At 67.3% G+C, this 17,228-nt stretch carries 13 protein-coding genes; 10 read left to right on the plus strand and 3 right to left on the minus strand.

Going from position 1 to position 17,228, the window contains the following annotated elements:
• Window positions 1-129: 129 nt before the first annotated feature.
• A complete protein-coding gene (locus ACOQFS_RS22310; RefSeq protein ID WP_421564995.1) occupies window positions 130-1,296 on the minus strand; it encodes a glycerophosphodiester phosphodiesterase in 1,167 nt (388 codons plus the stop codon).
• 264 nt (window positions 1,297-1,560) lie between these two features.
• Between ACOQFS_RS22310 and gdhA the strand changes: the two genes are divergently transcribed.
• From gdhA to ACOQFS_RS22335, 5 genes are all read left to right on the plus strand, one after another.
• On the plus strand, window positions 1,561-2,904 hold the full coding sequence (gene gdhA, locus ACOQFS_RS22315) for an NADP-specific glutamate dehydrogenase (RefSeq protein WP_421564996.1): 1,344 nt from the start codon (window positions 1,561-1,563) through the stop codon (window positions 2,902-2,904).
• A 134-nt stretch (window positions 2,905-3,038) separates the two neighbouring features.
• Window positions 3,039-3,872, plus strand: a complete 834-nt coding sequence (locus ACOQFS_RS22320) for an alpha/beta hydrolase (protein ID WP_421564997.1) — start codon at window positions 3,039-3,041, stop codon at window positions 3,870-3,872.
• A 226-nt stretch (window positions 3,873-4,098) separates the two neighbouring features.
• The gene (locus ACOQFS_RS22325; protein WP_421564998.1) at window positions 4,099-5,340 is read left to right on the plus strand and encodes a multidrug effflux MFS transporter; all 1,242 of its coding nucleotides are present in this window, start codon (window positions 4,099-4,101) and stop codon (window positions 5,338-5,340) included.
• Window positions 5,327-6,340, plus strand: coding sequence for a tRNA (adenosine(37)-N6)-dimethylallyltransferase MiaA (miaA, locus tag ACOQFS_RS22330; RefSeq protein WP_421564999.1), 1,014 nt, complete (start codon window positions 5,327-5,329; stop codon window positions 6,338-6,340). Before ACOQFS_RS22325 ends, miaA begins: the two co-directional genes overlap by 14 nt.
• Window positions 6,337-7,002, plus strand: coding sequence for an ABC transporter ATP-binding protein (locus ACOQFS_RS22335; protein WP_421565000.1), 666 nt, complete (start codon window positions 6,337-6,339; stop codon window positions 7,000-7,002). The genes miaA and ACOQFS_RS22335 overlap by 4 nt, the downstream gene beginning before the upstream one ends.
• Before the next feature lie 87 nt (window positions 7,003-7,089).
• Here the strand turns inward: ACOQFS_RS22335 and ACOQFS_RS22340 are convergent, their stop codons facing one another.
• Entirely contained in the window at window positions 7,090-8,700 is a 1,611-nt protein-coding gene (locus ACOQFS_RS22340) for a hypothetical protein (protein ID WP_421565001.1), read from the minus strand.
• 266 nt (window positions 8,701-8,966) lie between these two features.
• On the opposite strand from ACOQFS_RS22340, the gene ACOQFS_RS22345 reads away from it, so the two are divergent.
• The 5 genes from ACOQFS_RS22345 to ACOQFS_RS22365 all read left to right on the plus strand — a co-directional run bounded on the left by ACOQFS_RS22345 (window position 8,967) and on the right by ACOQFS_RS22365 (window position 16,066).
• Window positions 8,967-10,157: a helix-turn-helix transcriptional regulator gene (locus tag ACOQFS_RS22345; protein ID WP_421565002.1), complete on the plus strand. Its 1,191-nt coding sequence runs from the start codon at window positions 8,967-8,969 to the stop codon at window positions 10,155-10,157.
• A 112-nt stretch (window positions 10,158-10,269) separates the two neighbouring features.
• The gene (locus ACOQFS_RS22350; RefSeq protein WP_421565003.1) at window positions 10,270-12,957 is read left to right on the plus strand and encodes an FtsX-like permease family protein; all 2,688 of its coding nucleotides are present in this window, start codon (window positions 10,270-10,272) and stop codon (window positions 12,955-12,957) included.
• 72 nt (window positions 12,958-13,029) lie between these two features.
• Complete coding sequence (locus ACOQFS_RS22355) at window positions 13,030-13,707, plus strand: trypsin-like peptidase domain-containing protein (RefSeq protein ID WP_421565004.1); 678 nt, start codon at window positions 13,030-13,032, stop codon at window positions 13,705-13,707.
• 133 nt (window positions 13,708-13,840) lie between these two features.
• Window positions 13,841-14,896, plus strand: coding sequence for a PLP-dependent cysteine synthase family protein (locus tag ACOQFS_RS22360; protein WP_421565005.1), 1,056 nt, complete (start codon window positions 13,841-13,843; stop codon window positions 14,894-14,896).
• A 45-nt stretch (window positions 14,897-14,941) separates the two neighbouring features.
• Window positions 14,942-16,066, plus strand: coding sequence for a lipocalin-like domain-containing protein (locus tag ACOQFS_RS22365; protein WP_421565006.1), 1,125 nt, complete (start codon window positions 14,942-14,944; stop codon window positions 16,064-16,066).
• A gap of 154 nt (window positions 16,067-16,220) precedes the next feature.
• Here ACOQFS_RS22365 and ACOQFS_RS22370 read toward each other — a convergent pair whose 3' ends face one another.
• Entirely contained in the window at window positions 16,221-17,213 is a 993-nt protein-coding gene (locus tag ACOQFS_RS22370; RefSeq protein ID WP_421565007.1) for a branched-chain amino acid ABC transporter permease, read from the minus strand.
• Window positions 17,214-17,228: the final 15 nt, after the last annotated feature.

Below are 17,228 nucleotides of genomic sequence, written 5' to 3' on the forward strand. Positions count from 1 at the left end.
GGCTGATGCAGTGAGGCGCGGAGATGGCAACCGGCGCTGCGCAAGGCCAGCGCCCCCGCGCAAGGGCCGCCCCGCCGCGCTGGGGGCGTCCCCCTTGGGGGGAAGGCGCGCAGCGCCTCAGGGGAGGGCTCAATGATCCCGCGCCGCCTTCGCGTGGTCCGGGAAATCGCTGAACACGCCGTCCACACCCAGGTTGTAGAACAGCTTGTATTCGGCCTGGGGGTCGCCCTTGAAGTCCGAGGCCAGGCGCCGGGCCTCGCTGCGGAAGGTGTAGGGGTGCACCATCAGGCCTTCGGCGTGGGCGTTCTTCACCACGTCGGTGGCGGGCATCATCACGCGGTCGCGGTCGTCGATCTTGCCGTCGCCGTTCAGGTCGTCGGGCTTGCCGTCGCGGTTGTTGTCCACCTGGCGCGAAGGAATCAGGTAGGGCTTCCAGGGGCCGATACCGTCGGCATAGGTTTTCACTTCCTTGAGGCCTGCCGGCGTGAGCAGGCTGGCGAAAGTGCGCGGGTCTCCCGCCACCGCAAAGTCATAGGGCTTGTCGTAGGGGGCGGTCAGGTCCATGCTGCCGTCGGCGTTCACGTCGTTGGCATCCACCAGCTGCACCAGGCGGATCTGCGTCTTGGTGCGCAGGTACTTGAGGTTGCTGACCTCGAACGACTGCACGATGACGGGGGACGCCTTGGTGGTATAGCCGTACTGGGCCAGCACGGCCAGCAGGCGGTCTTCCAGCTTCAGGCCCAGGTTGACGTGGTAGGTGGGGTGCTTGGTTTCGGGGTAGACGCCCACGGTGCGGCCCACGCGTGTGCTTTCGGCCTTGGCCAGGTCCAGAATCTCCTGCAGCGTGGGGATCTGGTACCTGCCGTTGTGCGACTGGTCGCGCTCCGCCATGGGCTGCACGGCGCGCAGGGTCTTGATTTCTGCCAGGGTGAAGTCCGAGGCAAACCAGCCTTCCTCCTCCACGCCGTCCACCATCTTCTTGGTCTTGCGGCTGGCAAATTCCGCGCGGGTGGCCACGTCGGTGGTGCTGGTGATGTTGGGCTCGTGGCGGGCGATGAGCACGCCATCCTTGGTGGCCACCAGGTCGGGCTCGATGAAGTCGGCGCCGAGTTCCACCGCGCGGCGGTAGCTCTCCAGCGTGTGCTCCGGCAGGTAGCCGCTGGCGCCGCGGTGGCCGATGACCAGGGGTTTGTCGCCGCCGAGCGTGGGGTAGCGCGGGCCGTCGTCGCCGCCACAGGCCGCCAGAACCGCCAACGACAGGGCCATGACGGCCCACTTTGCACCCGAGATGCGCATGCTCTTCTCCTCAGACTTGTTGTGTGAAACCGCCGAACTGTGGGACTGCGATGTGACAGTGCCATGACTGCCACGGCGTGGGGCAAGTCACAGTGCAACAGTGCCCGAGAACCCGATGCCACGCACCAAAAAGATGCAACCAACCGCAACATTCCCCATTGTTGTGCGCGATAGTCAATGCCAGCGTATAACCCTTGAACACCCGCAGCCTGCGCGCGCTTGCCGCTTTCCCTCGCAGCCCTTCATTCCGAAAGTCCTATATCCATGAAACACGCGTCTGCCCACAGCTTTCTTTCGCACGTCGCCCACCGCAATCCCGGCCAGCCCGAGTTTCTGCAGGCGGTGACGGAGGTGATCGACAGCCTGTGGCCGTTCATCGAAAAACACCCCCGCTATGCCGAGCACGGGCTGCTGGAGCGGCTGGTGGAGCCTGAGCGCGTGGTGATGTTCCGCGTGGCCTGGGTGGACGACCACGGCACTGTGCAGGTCCACCGCGGCTACCGCATCCAGCACAGCATGGCCATCGGGCCCTACAAGGGCGGCATCCGGTTTCACCCGTCGGTGAACCTGTCGGTGCTGAAATTCCTGGCGTTCGAGCAGACCTTCAAGAACGCGCTGACCACGCTGCCGATGGGCGGCGGCAAGGGCGGCTCCGATTTCGACCCCAAGGGCAAGAGCCCGGGCGAGGTCATGCGTTTTTGCCAGGCTTTTGTGTCGGAGCTGTTCCGCCACGTGGGCGCAGACACCGACGTGCCCGCGGGCGACATCGGCGTGGGTGGCCGCGAGGTGGGCTACATGGCCGGCATGATGAAAAAGCTCAGCAACCGCGCCGACTGCGTGTTCACGGGCAAGGGCCTGTCGTTTGGCGGCTCGCTGGTGCGCCCCGAGGCGACGGGCTACGGCACGGTGTACTTTGCGCAGGAGATGCTCAAGTCGCAGGGCAAGTCTCTGGACGGCCTGCGCGTGTCTGTCTCCGGATCGGGCAACGTAGCCCAGTACGCGGTGGAGAAGGCCATGCAACTGGGCGCCAAGGTGGTCACGGTGTCGGACTCCAGCGGCACCATCGTGGACGAAGACGGCTTCACGCCCGATAAGCTGGCGGAATTGATGGAGGTGAAAAACCACCTGTATGGGCGCGTGAGCGACTACGCCGAGCGCACCGGGGCGACGTTCGAGGCCGGCAAGCGCCCCTGGCATGTGCCCGTGGACGTGGCCCTGCCCTGCGCCACGCAGAACGAGCTGGACGCAAACGACGCTGCCACCCTCATCCAGAACGGCGTGGCCTGCGTGGCCGAAGGTGCCAACATGCCATCCACCATCGACGCGGCCAAGGCGTTCGAGGCGGCCGGCGTGCTGTACGCACCGGGCAAGGCCAGCAACGCGGGCGGCGTGGCCACCTCGGGGCTGGAGATGAGCCAGAACGCGGCGCGCCTGTCCTGGCCGCGCGAAGAGGTGGACGCGCGGCTGCTGCAGATCATGCAGGGCATCCACGCCGCCTGCCTGAAATACGGCAAGCGCGCCGACGGCTCGGTGAGCTATGTGGACGGCGCCAACATCGCCGGTTTCGTCAAGGTGGCCGATGCCATGCTGGCGCAGGGCGTGGTGTAGCACGTGGTGTCGCACGCGGTGGTGTCACTCCTGGTGCCGCACCCGGTGTCACGCTGGGCGGGTGCCCAGCCCCGTCTGGCACGAAGCCTGCTGCATGTCAGAACTTTCTGACACGCAGCCGCTCTGTCACCACCATGAAGCGCACCCCCCTCCTGGTTTCCCTGACCCTCGCCATGGCCGTGACGGCCGGTTGCGCCACCCTCGACGCCAAGCAGCGCGAGTGGATCTTTCAGCCCAGCGACCGCAGTTGGGGCGGCGCGCAGTCCACCGCCGACATGCAGGACGTGTGGATCGACTTCCCATCGCAGGAGTCTGGCAAGGCCGAGCGCCTGCACGGGCTGTGGCTGGCCCACGAACGCGCCGACGCCCCTGTGCTGCTGTACCTGCACGGCGCGCGCTGGAACGTGGCGGGCTCTGCCGGCCGCATCCGCCGCATGCAGGAGCTGGGCTTTTCGGTGCTGGCCATCGACTACCGCGGCTTTGGCCAGAGCAGCGCCGGGCTGCCGTCGGAAGCCACCGCCGCCGAGGACGCCCGCGCCGCCTGGGACTGGCTGGCGCAGCAGCACGCGGGCAAGCCGCGCTACATCTTCGGCCACTCGCTGGGCGGTGCCATCGCCATCGAGCTGGCGCGGCAGGTGCCCGACGAGCAGGGCACCATCGTCGAAGGCACCTTCACCAGCATCCCCGAGGTGGTCAGCACCTTCAAATGGGGCTGGCTGCCCGTGTCGGGGCTGATCACGCAGCGCTTTGAATCGGTGCGCAAGGTGTCCAGCATCGGCTCACCCCTGCTGATCGTGCATGGCAGCCAGGACAGCCTGATCCAGCCACACCTGGGCCGCAAGCTGTACGAGGCGGCAGCGGAGCCCAAGCGGTTCGTGCTGGTGGAAGGGGGCTCGCACCACAACACCAATTCGGTGGGTCAGGGGCTGTACCGCGAGGCGATCGCGTCGCTGTTCAAGTTGAAATAGAGAACACCCCCCTGAGGCGCTGCGCGCCTTCCCCCCGCTCTCGCTGCGGGGCGGTCCTTGCTTGGCTGCCCTGGCTTGGGTCGCGCCGGTAATCAAGGTCAGTCATTGAGGCCAACCCAGGACGAGCGCCTGCCCCGTCGTGCCTGGAGTTTTACGCTCTGGGTACGCACAGCGCCAATCGCCCATACCGGTGTCGAATTCACCCGTCTGTTAACCTCGAACGGTTATGTCCGCCCCCTCTGCCGCAGCTGCAGGCGCTGCTCCCCCCGCCTCCCTCCAGCCCGGCCTGGCCATCGTGGTCCTGGCCTTGCTGCTGTCCATCCAGCCCGTCACCACCGACCTGTATTTGCCCGCGCTGCCCGCGCTCACGCGCAGCCTGGGCGCGCCGCTGTCGGCCGCGCAGCTCACGCTCAGCGGCCTGCTGCTGGCCTTTGGCTGTTCGCAAATGGTGTGGGGTCCGCTGTCCGACCGTTTCGGGCGCCGCCCGGTGCTGCTCACGGGGCTGGCCATCTACACCGTGGCCTCGGTGGGCAGCGCGCTGGCGCCCAGCATGGCGATGCTCATCGTGTGGCGCGTGGCCCAGGGCGCCGCCATGGGCGCGGTGGTGATGTGCGCCCGCGCCATCGTGCGCGACCTGTACACCCCGCTCGAAGGCGCGCGCGCCATGTCCAAGGCGCTCACCGGCCTGGGCATCGTGGCCTGCATCTGCGCACCCCTGGGCGGGCTGCTGAGCGAATGGCTGGGCTGGCGCGCGGCGCTGTCGGCCCTCACGGTATATGCGGTCGTCACGCTCGCCGTGGTGGCCCTGCGCATGCCCGAGACGCTGGCGTGGCGCAACCCGCGTGCGCTGCATCCGGGCGCGCTGGTGGGCACCTGGCTGCACGTGCTCAAAACTCCCGCGTTCTGGGCGTTCTCGCTGCAGACCACCGCCACCTACGGCGGGCTCTTCACCTTTCTGGCGGCATCGTCGTTTGTCTACATCGACGTGCTGGGCCTGTCGCGAACGCAGTTCGGCTGGACCATGGCCTCGGCCTGTGCGGCGTATCTGGGCGGCACGTTTGTGTGCCGTCGCCTTCTGGCGCGCCACGGCCTGCAGCGCACCGTGGCCATTGCCGGGGGCCTGAGCGTGGCGGGGGGCACCCTGATGGCGCTGGTGGCCTGGATGGGCTGGCACCACCCGTTTGCGCTGTTGCTGCCCTTCTACCTGTTCATGGTGGGCCACGGCATCCACCAGCCCTGCGGGCAAAGCGGCGCCGTGGGGCCGTTTCCGCAGGCCGCGGGCGTGGCGTCGGCGCTCAACGGTTTCATGATGATGCTGGCGGCCTTTGCGATTGGCGGCTGGCTGGGCCAGCGGCTGGATGGCACGGTGTGGCCGCTGGTCAACGGCATCTGGTTCTGGTCGGTGGTGCTGGCCCTCATCTCGTGGACGCTGGTGCAAAAGTTTGGAGCCCACCGTGACCGCGCCTGAAGCCGCCCTGCCGGCCATTGCGCTTGCGGGCCCCACCGCATCGGGCAAGACCGCAGGCGCCCTGGCCCTGGCCGCCGTGCTGGGCAAGCAGGGCCAGCCGGTCGAGATCATCAGCGTGGATTCGGCCCTGGTGTACCGGGGCATGGACATTGGCACCGCCAAGCCCACGCCGGAAGAACGCGCCTTCGTGCCCCACCACCTCATCGACATCCGCGAACCGCTGCAGGCCTACAGCGCCGCAGAATTTGTGCAGGACGCCACCCAGCTCATCGCCGAGATCCGCGCGCGTGGCGCGCTGCCGCTGCTGGTAGGCGGCACCATGCTGTACTTCAAGGCGCTGTTCGACGGCATCGACGACATGCCGGCCGCCGACCCCACAGTGCGCGCCAAGATCGAAGCCCAGGCCGCCGAACTGGGCTGGCCCGCCATGCACGCCGAGCTGGCGCGGGTAGACCCGGTCACGGCCGCGCGCCTGGCCCCCGGCGACAGCCAGCGCATCCAGCGCGCACTGGAGGTGTGGCAGGTGTCGGGCCAACCGCTGTCGAGCTTTCACACTACAAAAAAAGGAGCTGCCAACGCTTTACCAGCAAGCGCTGGGGCCCTTTTTTCCTTGGCACCTGACGACCGGGCCTGGCTGCACGCGCGCATTGCCCAGCGTTTTGACGCCATGCTGGCCGGCGGCTTCATCGACGAAGTGCAGGCCCTGCGCGCGCGCGGCGACCTGCACCCTGATTTGCCCAGCATGCGCTGCGTGGGCTACCGCCAAGTGTGGGACGAGCTGGACTTCATCGCCGCACAGCCGCCGGGCCGTCCCCTCAACCTGGGCCTGCTGCGCGAGCGCGGCATTGCCGCCACCCGCCAGCTGGCCAAGCGCCAGATCACCTGGCTGCGCAGCATGCCCGCGCGCCAAGCCATCGCCTGCGACCACCCCCAGGCCACGGCCCAGCTGGTGCAGGCCGTGCTGCATCGGCTCGCGCAGCAAGAGCACTGCGCCCCATGACCGCCGCCGCCACCACGTTGCAGGTCCAGGGGCTGGGCAAGCACTACGGCAGCACGCCGGTGTTTGCCAACGTGGATTTCAGCGTGGCGCCCGGCGAATTCGTCGCCATCGTGGGGGACTCGGGCGTGGGCAAGTCCACGCTGCTCAACTGCCTGGCAGGCCTGGACACCTGGGACACCGGCCGCATCACCCACGGCAGCACTGACCTGGGCCAGCTGGACGACACCGCCCGCGCGCTGTGGCGCCGCGCGCAGGTGGGTTTTGTATTCCAGGCCTTCCACGTGCTGCCGCACCTGGACGTAGCGCAGAACGTGGCCTTGCCGCTGATGCTGCTGGGCAAGACCGAGCCCGAACGCGTACAGCACATGCTGGCCGCCGTGGGCCTTGGCGACCTCGGTGCGCGCCTGCCGCAGCAGCTCAGCGGCGGCCAGCTGCAGCGCGTGGCCATCGCCCGCGCGCTGGTGCACCGCCCCGCCCTGCTGCTGGCCGACGAGCCCACCGGCAACCTCGACCCCACCACCGCCACGCGCGTGATGGACCTGCTGCTCGCGCAGACGCGCGAGCACGGCGCATCGCTGGTGTTGGTCACGCATTCGGATGCGGCGGCGGGGCGGGCGGACAGGGTGCTGCGCTTGCGAAGCGATGGTGTGGATAGCCGTTGACAACCGTGTCATGGGTTGAAGCGCCTTGGGAATCTGGTTTTCCAACGGGCCACCACCTACATCTGCAGCATTGCCGCATGCGTGTCTTCAACCGCTCACGCAGGTAGCACCTCGGTATTCGCCCGAAGACCAACTCACGCGTGATCCGCTGTGCGCCGGGGCGAGATTCACAGTCGCAGGACTTCGGTAGCCCACCTGCCCCGAAGGAACCACTGTGTTGGGGGTCTGGGTCCAGGTATAGCCAATATTGCTGCCCCACTGCGACAGGTAGGCTCCGGACTCATAAAACGCCATCAACTCTGGCAACGTAGGCAGGCGCCAGTCGGAACGCCCCTGGAACGTGGCCGCATCGCAATAGGCCACAGCGTCGTGATAGAGCAGCCCGCCACTGGGAGGCTGTGACCAGAGGAAGCCCCCCTGGCTGACAAAACCTTCTGCTCCACCAGGTTGGCTTCCCCCGGTGCGGCGACCGGAGAAACTGCCCTGGATCGCCGCACCATCTGACGTGCCGGTGTATGTTCCCGAAACATTGCCCGCCGCGTCGATGTTGCCATTGAGCACGGCGCTGGTTCCCGCTCCATCGTTGCCCGAGAGGCTGAAGCCGCCATTGGCATTCACCTTGCCAGAACACGCAATCAGCGTGCCCGCAGTGCAACTGCTGATGTTGCCATTGCCATCCACAGGGAATGTGACGGTTACCCCGCTGCCCGAGACGCTGTAAGTGCCAGCAAACGCAAAGCTTGGAGCGGGCGAAGGGGCCGGTGAAGGACTCGGCGCAGGCGCGGGCGAAGGAGCGGGCGTGGGCGCCGGAGCCGGCGCAGGCGCTGGTGCGGGCGCTGGCGGCGGGGGAGCAGGAGTGGGCGCGGGGGCCGGTGCAGGCGCGGGGCTCGGCGCCCCCCCCTGGCCGGGGTTCGCGGGCTTGATCAGCGTCCAATCCAGCGCGCCGCCCATGCCTGCGCCCTCGCGGGGTTTGCGCACGTCGCCGATCAGTTCCGCCGTTTCTTCAGCAGTCAGCTCCACAGGCTCTCCGCCGATCGGTGCGCCGGGTTTGGTGACGACCTGCGAGGAAAAACCCGCTTCTGCGCGCGGCGTGTAGGCAAAGCGCGAAACGCTTTCCTGGATTTCACCGGACGTGAACAGCTTCTCGGCCTTTTTCAGCAACGCCACGGTGGTATCCGACGCCTGGACAACCCGGTTCTCCACCTTGTCGACGACATATCCAAGAATGGTCGTGATAGGCGTCACCGTGGCCATGACCTTGGCGGCATAAGCGCACCGGAAGGCAACCATGCTTCCGTAAATTTCTCTGGTGGACTCATCCTCGTCCTGCACGCGCTGGTTGTCCACGCACTCCCTCTCCACAATGTCCGATTTGATGAGCGTTTTCTGCGCAGGCGTGCCTTCCTGCAGGATGACGGCCCCATCGGATCCAAATACCGTGAAATATGCGGGACGACCTCCTACGTCGAATCCCCAGAGCATGACTTTCAAACCGTCAAACTCGATGAACATGGGATTACTCACATCACTTCCCCATTTGAAGTGATAGGCCGTCTTGTCCTTGGCCAAGTAATCAACATGCCGCACCAAGCCCGCAGCATTGCGGTAACCCACAAATCCGGTGCCGTTGGCCCCGCTTTCCACGATCGCCACGGCAGAGTCCGCCTTGGCGAAGAACAACGTCGAGTAAGAGGACACGCCAGGGGGCGCGCCCGCAACTCCATTACTCCCTCCACCCCCGCCACATGCGTACAGGGAAGCCATCAGGGCGGCAACGGTGGCCAAACGGTGGGCGCGACTCAACGCTGGAACAGAGGGAAGCACAACGGGTTTGGGCATAAAAACACTCCTTGGATACATCGTGGAAACAACAAGTCCATTTGTATCTATCCGTACACACCCCGGCATCCCCCAAACTGGGGATGCGGCACACTCCGGAAAAGCACCCGTCTGGCGTCCTCTCCATGCTCACCATCCATAGCCCCAACGACATCGGCATGCCCGGCCTTATCCGCAGCATTTACGACGCCGCACTGGATGCCAGCCGGTGGCAGGAGTTTCTGGTCCGCTTCGCGGCCGAGTTCTCGTCGCAGACCACCATGATCTTTGGGCAGGATTTTTCGGACGGATCTGTGGAGGTGACTGGGGGAAGCACCTCGTTGGCGGCCCACCACGGGGTGGACGAAGCATCCATGGCCAGCTTTGCGGCCCACTACTGCCGCACCAACGTGTGGACGGCGGACGAGCGCCTGCACCATGAGGGCTGCATCGTCAACGGTTCCAAGTTCTACCCCGACGAGCACCTGCCGCGCACCGAATGGCATTGCGACTGGCTGCGCCCGCTGGATCTGTTCTACACGCTGGCTGCGGTGGTAGAAAAACGCACGCACCGCTCCTTCAACGTGACCGCCGTGCGCAGCAAGCGCAGCGGCCCCTACACCGCTGAAGAGGAACAGCGGTTGCAATTGCTGGTGCCGCATCTGCAAACCGCCTTCGCCCTGCACCGCCGCCTGCACAAGGCCGAGGCGCTGGCCCATGCCTCGGTGGCGGTGCTGGAGAGCCTGCCCATGGGCGTGGTGCTGCTGGGCGAAGCCGGCTGCTTGCTGCATGCCAATGCCCGTGCGCACTCGCTGGCCCAGTCCAGCGGGCTGGTGAGCATCAGCGACAGCGACGGCCTGCGGGCCAAGAACGCTGCCGACAATCAGCGCCTGCAGGGCGCCATGCGCGCGGTGGTTTCCAACCCGGCCAGCGCCCCCATGCACGCCGGCACCGGCATGCGGCTGCGCGGCATGACAGGGAACGAGCTGCATGTGGTGGTAACACCGCTGCCGCACTGGTCGGAGCCCTTTGGGGCGCATGCCTGCGGCGCCGTCTTCATCAGCGACCCCGCCACGCCATTGCAATCGCTGGAAGGGGTTTTGCGCAGCCTGTACGGGCTTACGCCGGCCGAAGCCCGCTTGGCGCAGGCGCTGGTCAACGGGCTGTCGCTGCAGGACCATGCCGAGCAGCAGTCGGTCTCCATTCATACCGTGCGCAGCCAGTTCCGCACCATTGCCAACAAGGTGGGCGTGGGGCGGCAGACAGACCTGGTGCGCACCGTGCTCACCGGCCCCGCCATGCTGAGGCGGGCCAGCGCACCCCAGGCCATGTCCTGAAACTTGCAGCTGGGCTTGGCGCCTTGCATGCCGGTCCGCGCTACCGAATCCGAAACGGTCGGGCCGCGCGCGGGACGCCAAGCCACCGCTTGCGGCTGCGTCAGCCGCCACAATGCCTTCCATGATCGCCCTGCTACGCACCTTCTCCTGGCAAGACCTGCGCCACCACCCCTGGCGCAGCGCGGCCGCGGTGGTGGCCGTGATGCTGGGCGTGGCGCTGGCGTTTGCGGTGCATGTGATCAATGCGTCGGCACTGGACGAGTTTTCGCAGGCCGTGCGCGCTGTCAACGGCCAACCCGACCTGGAACTGCGCGCCATGCAGGGCAGCCTGCCCGAGGCGCTGTACGAGCGCCTGGCCACCGACCCGCAGGTGGCCCGCGCCAGCCCGTTGCTGGAGCTGTCGGCCGTGGCCCAGGCGGTGGATACCCCTGGCACAACCCCGCCCGTCCGCACTCCGCTGCGCGTGCTGGGCGCCGACGCGCTGCTGCTGCCCCCCATGGCCCCCGCGCTCATGCCGCGCCCGTGGGCGGGGGCCGACCGCTACGCCCTGTTTGCCCCGGCCACCGTGTTCCTCAACACCGCCGCGCTGCAGGCGCTGGGCTTGCCCACCGTCGGCCCCCAGGGCGACAAAGACCGTGGCAACCCGCTGCCCACCGTGCTGCTGATCACCGGCCTGCAGCAGCGCGTGCTGGTGCAGGTGGCAGGCACCGTGGCCGCCGGTGGCGCGCCGCTGGCGGTGATGGACATTGGCGCCGCGCAAGACCTGTTTGGCCGCCAGGGCGCGCTCACGCGCATCGACCTGCAACTGCAGCCCGGCACCGACACCGCCGCCTGGCAGCGCACGCTGCGCGCCGAGCCCGGCTGGCCCGCCAACGCCGTGTTTGCGCAGCCGGGCGATGCGGCCCAGCGCATCAGCAACCTCTCGCGCGCGTACCGGGTCAACCTCACGGTGCTGGCGCTGGTGGCGCTGTTCACCGGGGCTTTTTTGGTGTTCTCGGTGCTGGCGCTCAGCGTGGCGCAGCGTGGGCCGCAGTTTGCGCTGCTGGCCGTGCTGGGCGCCACGCCCCGCCAGCGGCTGCTGCTGGTGCTGGCCGAATCGGCCGCGCTGGGGCTGCTGGGCAGCGTGCTGGGCATTGCGCTGGGCACGGCCCTGGCCGCCACCGCCTTGCAGCTGCTGGGTGGCGACCTGGGCGGTGGCTACTTTGCAGGCGTGCAGCCCGCGCTGCAGTGGAGCGCCCCCGCCGCGCTGATGTACGGCGCGCTGGGCGTGGCCGCAGCACTGGCAGGCGGCTGGTGGCCCGCCCGCGCCGCGCAGCAGTTGCCCCCGGCGCAAACGCTCAAGGGCCTAGGTACCGCCGCCAGCCAGGCCGACCGGGGCACGCTGGGCCTGGCGCTGCTGGCGGGCGGCGCCCTGCTGGCCCTGGCGCCCCCGGTGGGCGGCGTGCCGCTGGCGGCGTATGTAGCCATTGGCCTTTTGCTGGTGGGCGGCATTGCGCTGCTGCCCTGGGGCATGGCGCGGCTGCTGGCCGCCCTGCAACCGCTGGCCGCGCGCCACACGCTGCCCTTGCTGGCGCTGGAGCGCGCACGCCGCATGCGCGGCAGCGCCGCCATTGCGGTGGGCGGCGTGGTGGCATCGCTCAGCCTGGCCGTGGCGCTGACGGTGATGGTGGCCAGCTTTCGCGGCTCGGTCACGCAGTGGCTGGACGCGGTGCTGCCCTCACCGCTGTACGTGCGCTCGGCCCTCAGCACCAGCGGCACCACGGGCACCGAGGCCGCGCTGCTGCCCGCCGGTTTTCCCGAAGCCGTGGCCCAGCTGCCCGGCGTGGAACGCGTGCAGGCCTTGCGCGCCAGCCCCGTGCAACTTGTGCCCACCCTGCCCGCCCTGGCCGTACTGAGCCGCCCCCTGGGCGACAACCCCGCCCAAAGCCTGCCCCTGGTGGGCGAGCCCCTCAGCGTGCCTGCAGGCCGCGTAGCCGTCTACATCAGCGAGGCGGTGGTGGACCTGTATGGCGTGCGCCCCGGCATGGAATGGCCCGCACTTTCAGAGTCTTTTAGGCCCCTAGCGCTTGATGGACAAGCGCCACCAGCTATTTTTTATATAGCAGGCGTGTGGCGCGACTACGCCCGCCAGTCCGGTGCCGTGGCCATGGACCGCGCCGCCTGGCTGCGCCTGACCGGCGACCCCCGCACCAGCGACCTGGCCCTGTGGCCCCGCGAAGGCACCGACACCGCCGCGCTGCAAGCGGCCATCCGCAATGTGGCCGCCACCCACGCAGGCCGCACGGCTGCAGCCACAGGCGGCGCTACAGGCTCGGGCGACCACAGCGAAGCCCTGGTCGAATTCGCATCCTCCCGCGCCATCCGCGAGCGCTCGCTGCGCATCTTCGACCGCAGCTTTGCCGTCACCTACTGGCTGCAGGCCGTCGCCATCGGCATCGGCCTGTTCGGCGTGGCCGCCAGCTTCAGCGCCCAGGTGCTGGCCCGCCGCAAGGAGTTCGGCCTGCTCGCCCACCTGGGCCTCACGCGGCGGCAGATCCTGACCGTGGTGGCGGGCGAAGGCGCTGCGTGGACCGCGGTGGGCGCGGCGGCAGGCGTGCTGCTGGGGCTGGCCGTGTCGGTGGTGCTGGTGCACGTGGTCAACCCGCAGAGTTTTCACTGGACGATGGATCTGGCGGTGCCGGGGGGGAGGCTGCTGGGGTTGTGTGCGGCAGTGGTGGTGTCGGGCACGGTCACCGCGTGGCTTGCGGGGCGGGCGGCGGCGGGGAAGGACGCGGTGATGGCGGTGAAGGAAGATTGGTAGCAGGTCGCTCGACGACCGGTATTACTCGCCGAGCACAATGAGTTTTTCAGGTCCAAACTACTTTAGGTACACATGGTCACGTCGAACGCAATCCAACGCACCATCCATATTCGTTTCGCCGGGCAGATAGCCACCGCATTCTTCATTGATGTTGAAGGTCGCCAGTACTTGGTCACTGCGAAGCATGTCGTGCCCAATGCGCACGGAACGGTTCCAATCGCCATCTTCCAAGATAACGACTGGCGTGAAATTGCTGTAAGCCTCGTTGGGCATGCCCCAGGTGAGGCCGACATTTCCGTCCTTGCTCTACCGTACCGCATTGCAGGTATTGACCTACGTCTACCACCGGACGCTGCCGGGCTGACGGTTGGGCAAGATGCATTCTTTCTAGGTTTTCCGTTTGGCCTCTTCGGCAGTATGGGCACCGCCAACAACCACTACCCGCTGCCATTTGTAAAACGGGCCACGATAAGTTGTTTTGAGCACAACCAGTACGGCCTTCACAGGATCTTCCTCGACGGAAACAATAACCGTGGTTTTTCCGGAGGGCCCGTTGTCTTCTGCCCCCCAGGCACGAAAGAATTTCGCGTGGCAGGCGTCATATCCGGATACAGGTACGAAGATCAGCCCGTCTTTCGCGGAACAGAGTCCTTACCTCTAAGCACACGTCACAACACCGGGATCATCATTTCCTATGGGATTGGGTATGCGACTTCGCTGGCGCGAGCCAACCCTATCGGCCCCCAATAGGTAACTCGACATTCATCTGATGGCCTGCCTTCGGGCCGAATTTAGTCCGTTAGGCATCTGCTCCATTAGTCGGCCCCTACTTGTCTCCGGCTTTTTACCTTCCGAAAACATTCAGCGCCGACAATCCCCCCCAATGACCCTCCCCTCCCCCTGGCTCCACGAAGCCATCGCCCGCATCGAAGCCGACTACCAGCGCAGCGCCGACACGCACCTGATCCCGCTGCGGCTGCCCGCGTTTGCCGCGCGGGGCATTGACCTGTACCTCAAGGACGAATCCACCCACCCCACGGGCAGCCTGAAGCACCGGCTGGCGCGGTCGCTGTTTTTGTATGCGCTGTGCAATGGCTGGGTGCATGAGGGCTCGACCATCGTCGAGTCGTCCAGCGGCTCCACGGCGGTGAGCGAGGCCTACTTTGCCCGCCTGCTGGGGCTGCCGTTTGTGGCGGTGATGCCGCGCAGCACCTCGCCGGAGAAGGTGGCGCAGATCGAGTTCCATGGCGGGCGTTGCCACTTTGTGGACAGCGCGGGCGCGGTGTATGACGCGGCCCGGGCGATTGCCGAGGAGACGGGCGGCCACTACATGGACCAGTTCACCTATGCCGAGCGGGCGACCGACTGGCGCGGCAACAACAACATTGCCGAGAGCATGTTCACGCAGATGGCGCGCGAGCCGCACCAGGTACCGCGCTGGATTGTGGTGGGTGCGGGGACGGGCGGCACCAGCGCCACCATTGGCCGCTATGTGCGCTACCAACAACACGCCACGCAGGTGTGTGTGGCCGACCCGGCGGGGTCGGTGTTCAGCGCCTACCACCGCACGGGCGATGCGCAGCTGACGGCGCCGGGATCGCGCATTGAGGGCATTGGGCGGCCACGCGTGGAGCCGAGCTTTATCCGCACGCTGGTGGACCGCATGGTGGATGTGGCGGACTGCGAATCGGTTGCTGCCATGCGCGCGCTGTCGCAACTGCTGGGGCGGCGGGTGGGGCCGTCCACGGGCACCAACTTTGTGGCCATGCTCACGCTGGCCAGCGAGATGCGCGAGCGGGGCGAGCGCGGCTCCATCTTGTCGCTGCTGTGTGATGCGGGCGAGCGCTACCTGCCCACGTACTTCGACACCGAGTGGGTGGACCGCACGTTTGGCGATTGCTCCGCCGCGCAGCAGAAGGTGGACGCGTTGATGGGCTGAGCGCCCTGCCCTCTTCCACCGTTCCCCCACAAGCATCCCGTCACCATGTTCAGCGCTTCACGCCGCCAGTGGCTGATGCAGGCCGGACTGCAGGCAACCGGGCTGGGCGCGTTGGCCTGGCCCCAGGCATCGCTGGCGCTGCCTGCGCGCGCGCTGCGTTTTCCGCGCGACCATGGCAGCCATCCAGAGCTGCGCACCGAGTGGTGGTACATCACCGGCCATGCACAAGCGCAAGGCCAACCGTGGGGGTTTCAGCTCACGTTTTTCCGGTCACGGGTGGATGCCACGCAGGGCCTGCAGTCGGCGTTTGCGGCCAAGCAGTTGTTGTTTGCGCATGCGGCCGTCACCGATGTGAAGGGCCAGCGCCTGCGGCACGACCAGCGCATTGCGCGCGCGGGTTTTGGTGTGGCGCTGGCCAGCGAGGCGGACACGCGCATCCGCCTGCAGGACTGGACGCTGGAGCGCAGCGATGTGCCGGGCAGCACTGCCGGTGAGGCGCCGCGCAGCCGTTACACCACGCGCATCACGGGCGGCGAAGTGGGGATGGAGCTGCAGTTCGACAGCACGCAGCCGGTGCTGCTGCAGGGCCAGCAGGGCCTGTCGCGCAAGGGGCCGGATGCGGCGCAGGCGAGCTACTACTACAGCCAGCCGCAGCTGGCCGTGAGCGGGCACCTGACGGTGGCGGGCCGCCGCCTGGCGGTGGAGCCGGGCACCGGCCGCGCGTGGATGGACCACGAGTGGAGCGAGGCACTGATGCACCCCGAGGCGGTGGGCTGGGACTGGATTGGCATGAACCTGGAAGACGGCAGCGCGCTGACGGCGTTCAGGCTGCGGCGGGCCGATGGGTCGGCGCTGTGGGCGGGCGGCTCTTACCGCGCGCCCGGGCAGGCCGTGCAGGTGTTTGGGGCAGAGGGCGTGGCCTTTGTGCCCGAACGCTTTTGGACCAGCGCGGCCAGCAATGCGCGCTACCCGGTGCAGTGGCAGGTGCAGACGCCCATGGGCCGTTTTGCCGTGCATGCGCTGCTGGACGCGCAGGAGCTGGACAGCCAGGGTTCCACGGGCGCGATTTACTGGGAAGGCCTGAGCGAGCTGCGCGACGCCAGCGGCCGGGTGGTGGGCCGGGGCTACCTGGAGATGACGGGGTATGCGCGGGCGCTGCGGCTGGGGTGAGCGGTGTGGGGCAGCATCGGCGCCAGCGGCCCCTTTGCTTTCAATTTAATAGCTGGTAGCGCTTAAAAATAAAGGGTTTCAAGCCATTTTGGCCTGAAACCCTTATATAGCAAGCGCTAACCGCTATTCTTTTGGAAGCAATCGTGGCTTTGGCCTATCCCCGGCTGGCGCGGCGCCGGTCCAGCCAGGCGATGATTTCGCCCATGATGCCGCGGCGGAAGGCCAGCACGCAGATCACGAAGATGAGGCCGGTGACCATGGTGACGGACTCGCCCAGCGTGTTGAACCATTCCACGCGGGTCAGGTCCGCCAGCAGGTTGCCGAACTCGCCGATCTTGTTCTCCAGCAGCACCACCACGGCCGAGCCGATCAGCGGGCCCGACAGGGTGCCCAGGCCGCCCACCAGCGTCATCAGGATGACCTGGCCCGAGGCGGTCCAGTGCACGTCGGACAGCGTGGCGAAGCCCAGCACCACCGTTTTGAGCGAGCCGGCCAGGCCTGCGATGGCGGCCGAGATGACAAACGCCAGCAGCTTGAAGTGCTGCACGTCATAGCCCAGCGAGATGGCGCGGGGCTCGTTCTCCTTGATGCCCTTGAGCACCTGGCCAAACGGCGAGTGGATGGTGCGCACGATGAGCAAGAACGCCGCCACCACCACGACCAGCGCCACGTAGTACATGGTCAGGTCGTTCTTGAGATCGATGACACCAAACAGCTTGCCGCGCGGCACGCCCTGCAGGCCGTCTTCGCCGCCGGTGAAGGGCGCTTGCAGGCACACGAAGAACAGCATCTGCGCCAGCGCCAGCGTGATCATGGAGAAGTAGATGCCCTGGCGGCGAATGGCCAGCCAGCCAAACAGCAGGCCCAGCAGCGCACCGCCGCCGGTGCCCAGCAGCAGACCCACCTCGGGCGTGAGGCCCCACACCTTGATGGCGTGGCCGGTGACATACGCCGCACCGCCCAGGAAGGCCGCATGGCCGAACGACAGCAGGCCCGTGAAGCCCAGCAGCAGGTTGAAGGCCGAAGCAAACAGTGCAAAGCACATGAGCTTCATCACGAAGATGGGGTAGGCGCCGAGGAAGGGCGCCGCAAGCAGGCCCAGCAGCAGCAGGGCGTAACCGATGGGGGCAAGGTTCTTGAAGTTCATGCTGGCGGCCCCTTG

The sequence above is a fragment of the Paracidovorax sp. MALMAid1276 genome, assembly GCF_049198005.1.
In the GTDB taxonomy this organism is placed as follows: Bacteria; Pseudomonadota; Gammaproteobacteria; order Burkholderiales; family Burkholderiaceae_C; genus Acidovorax.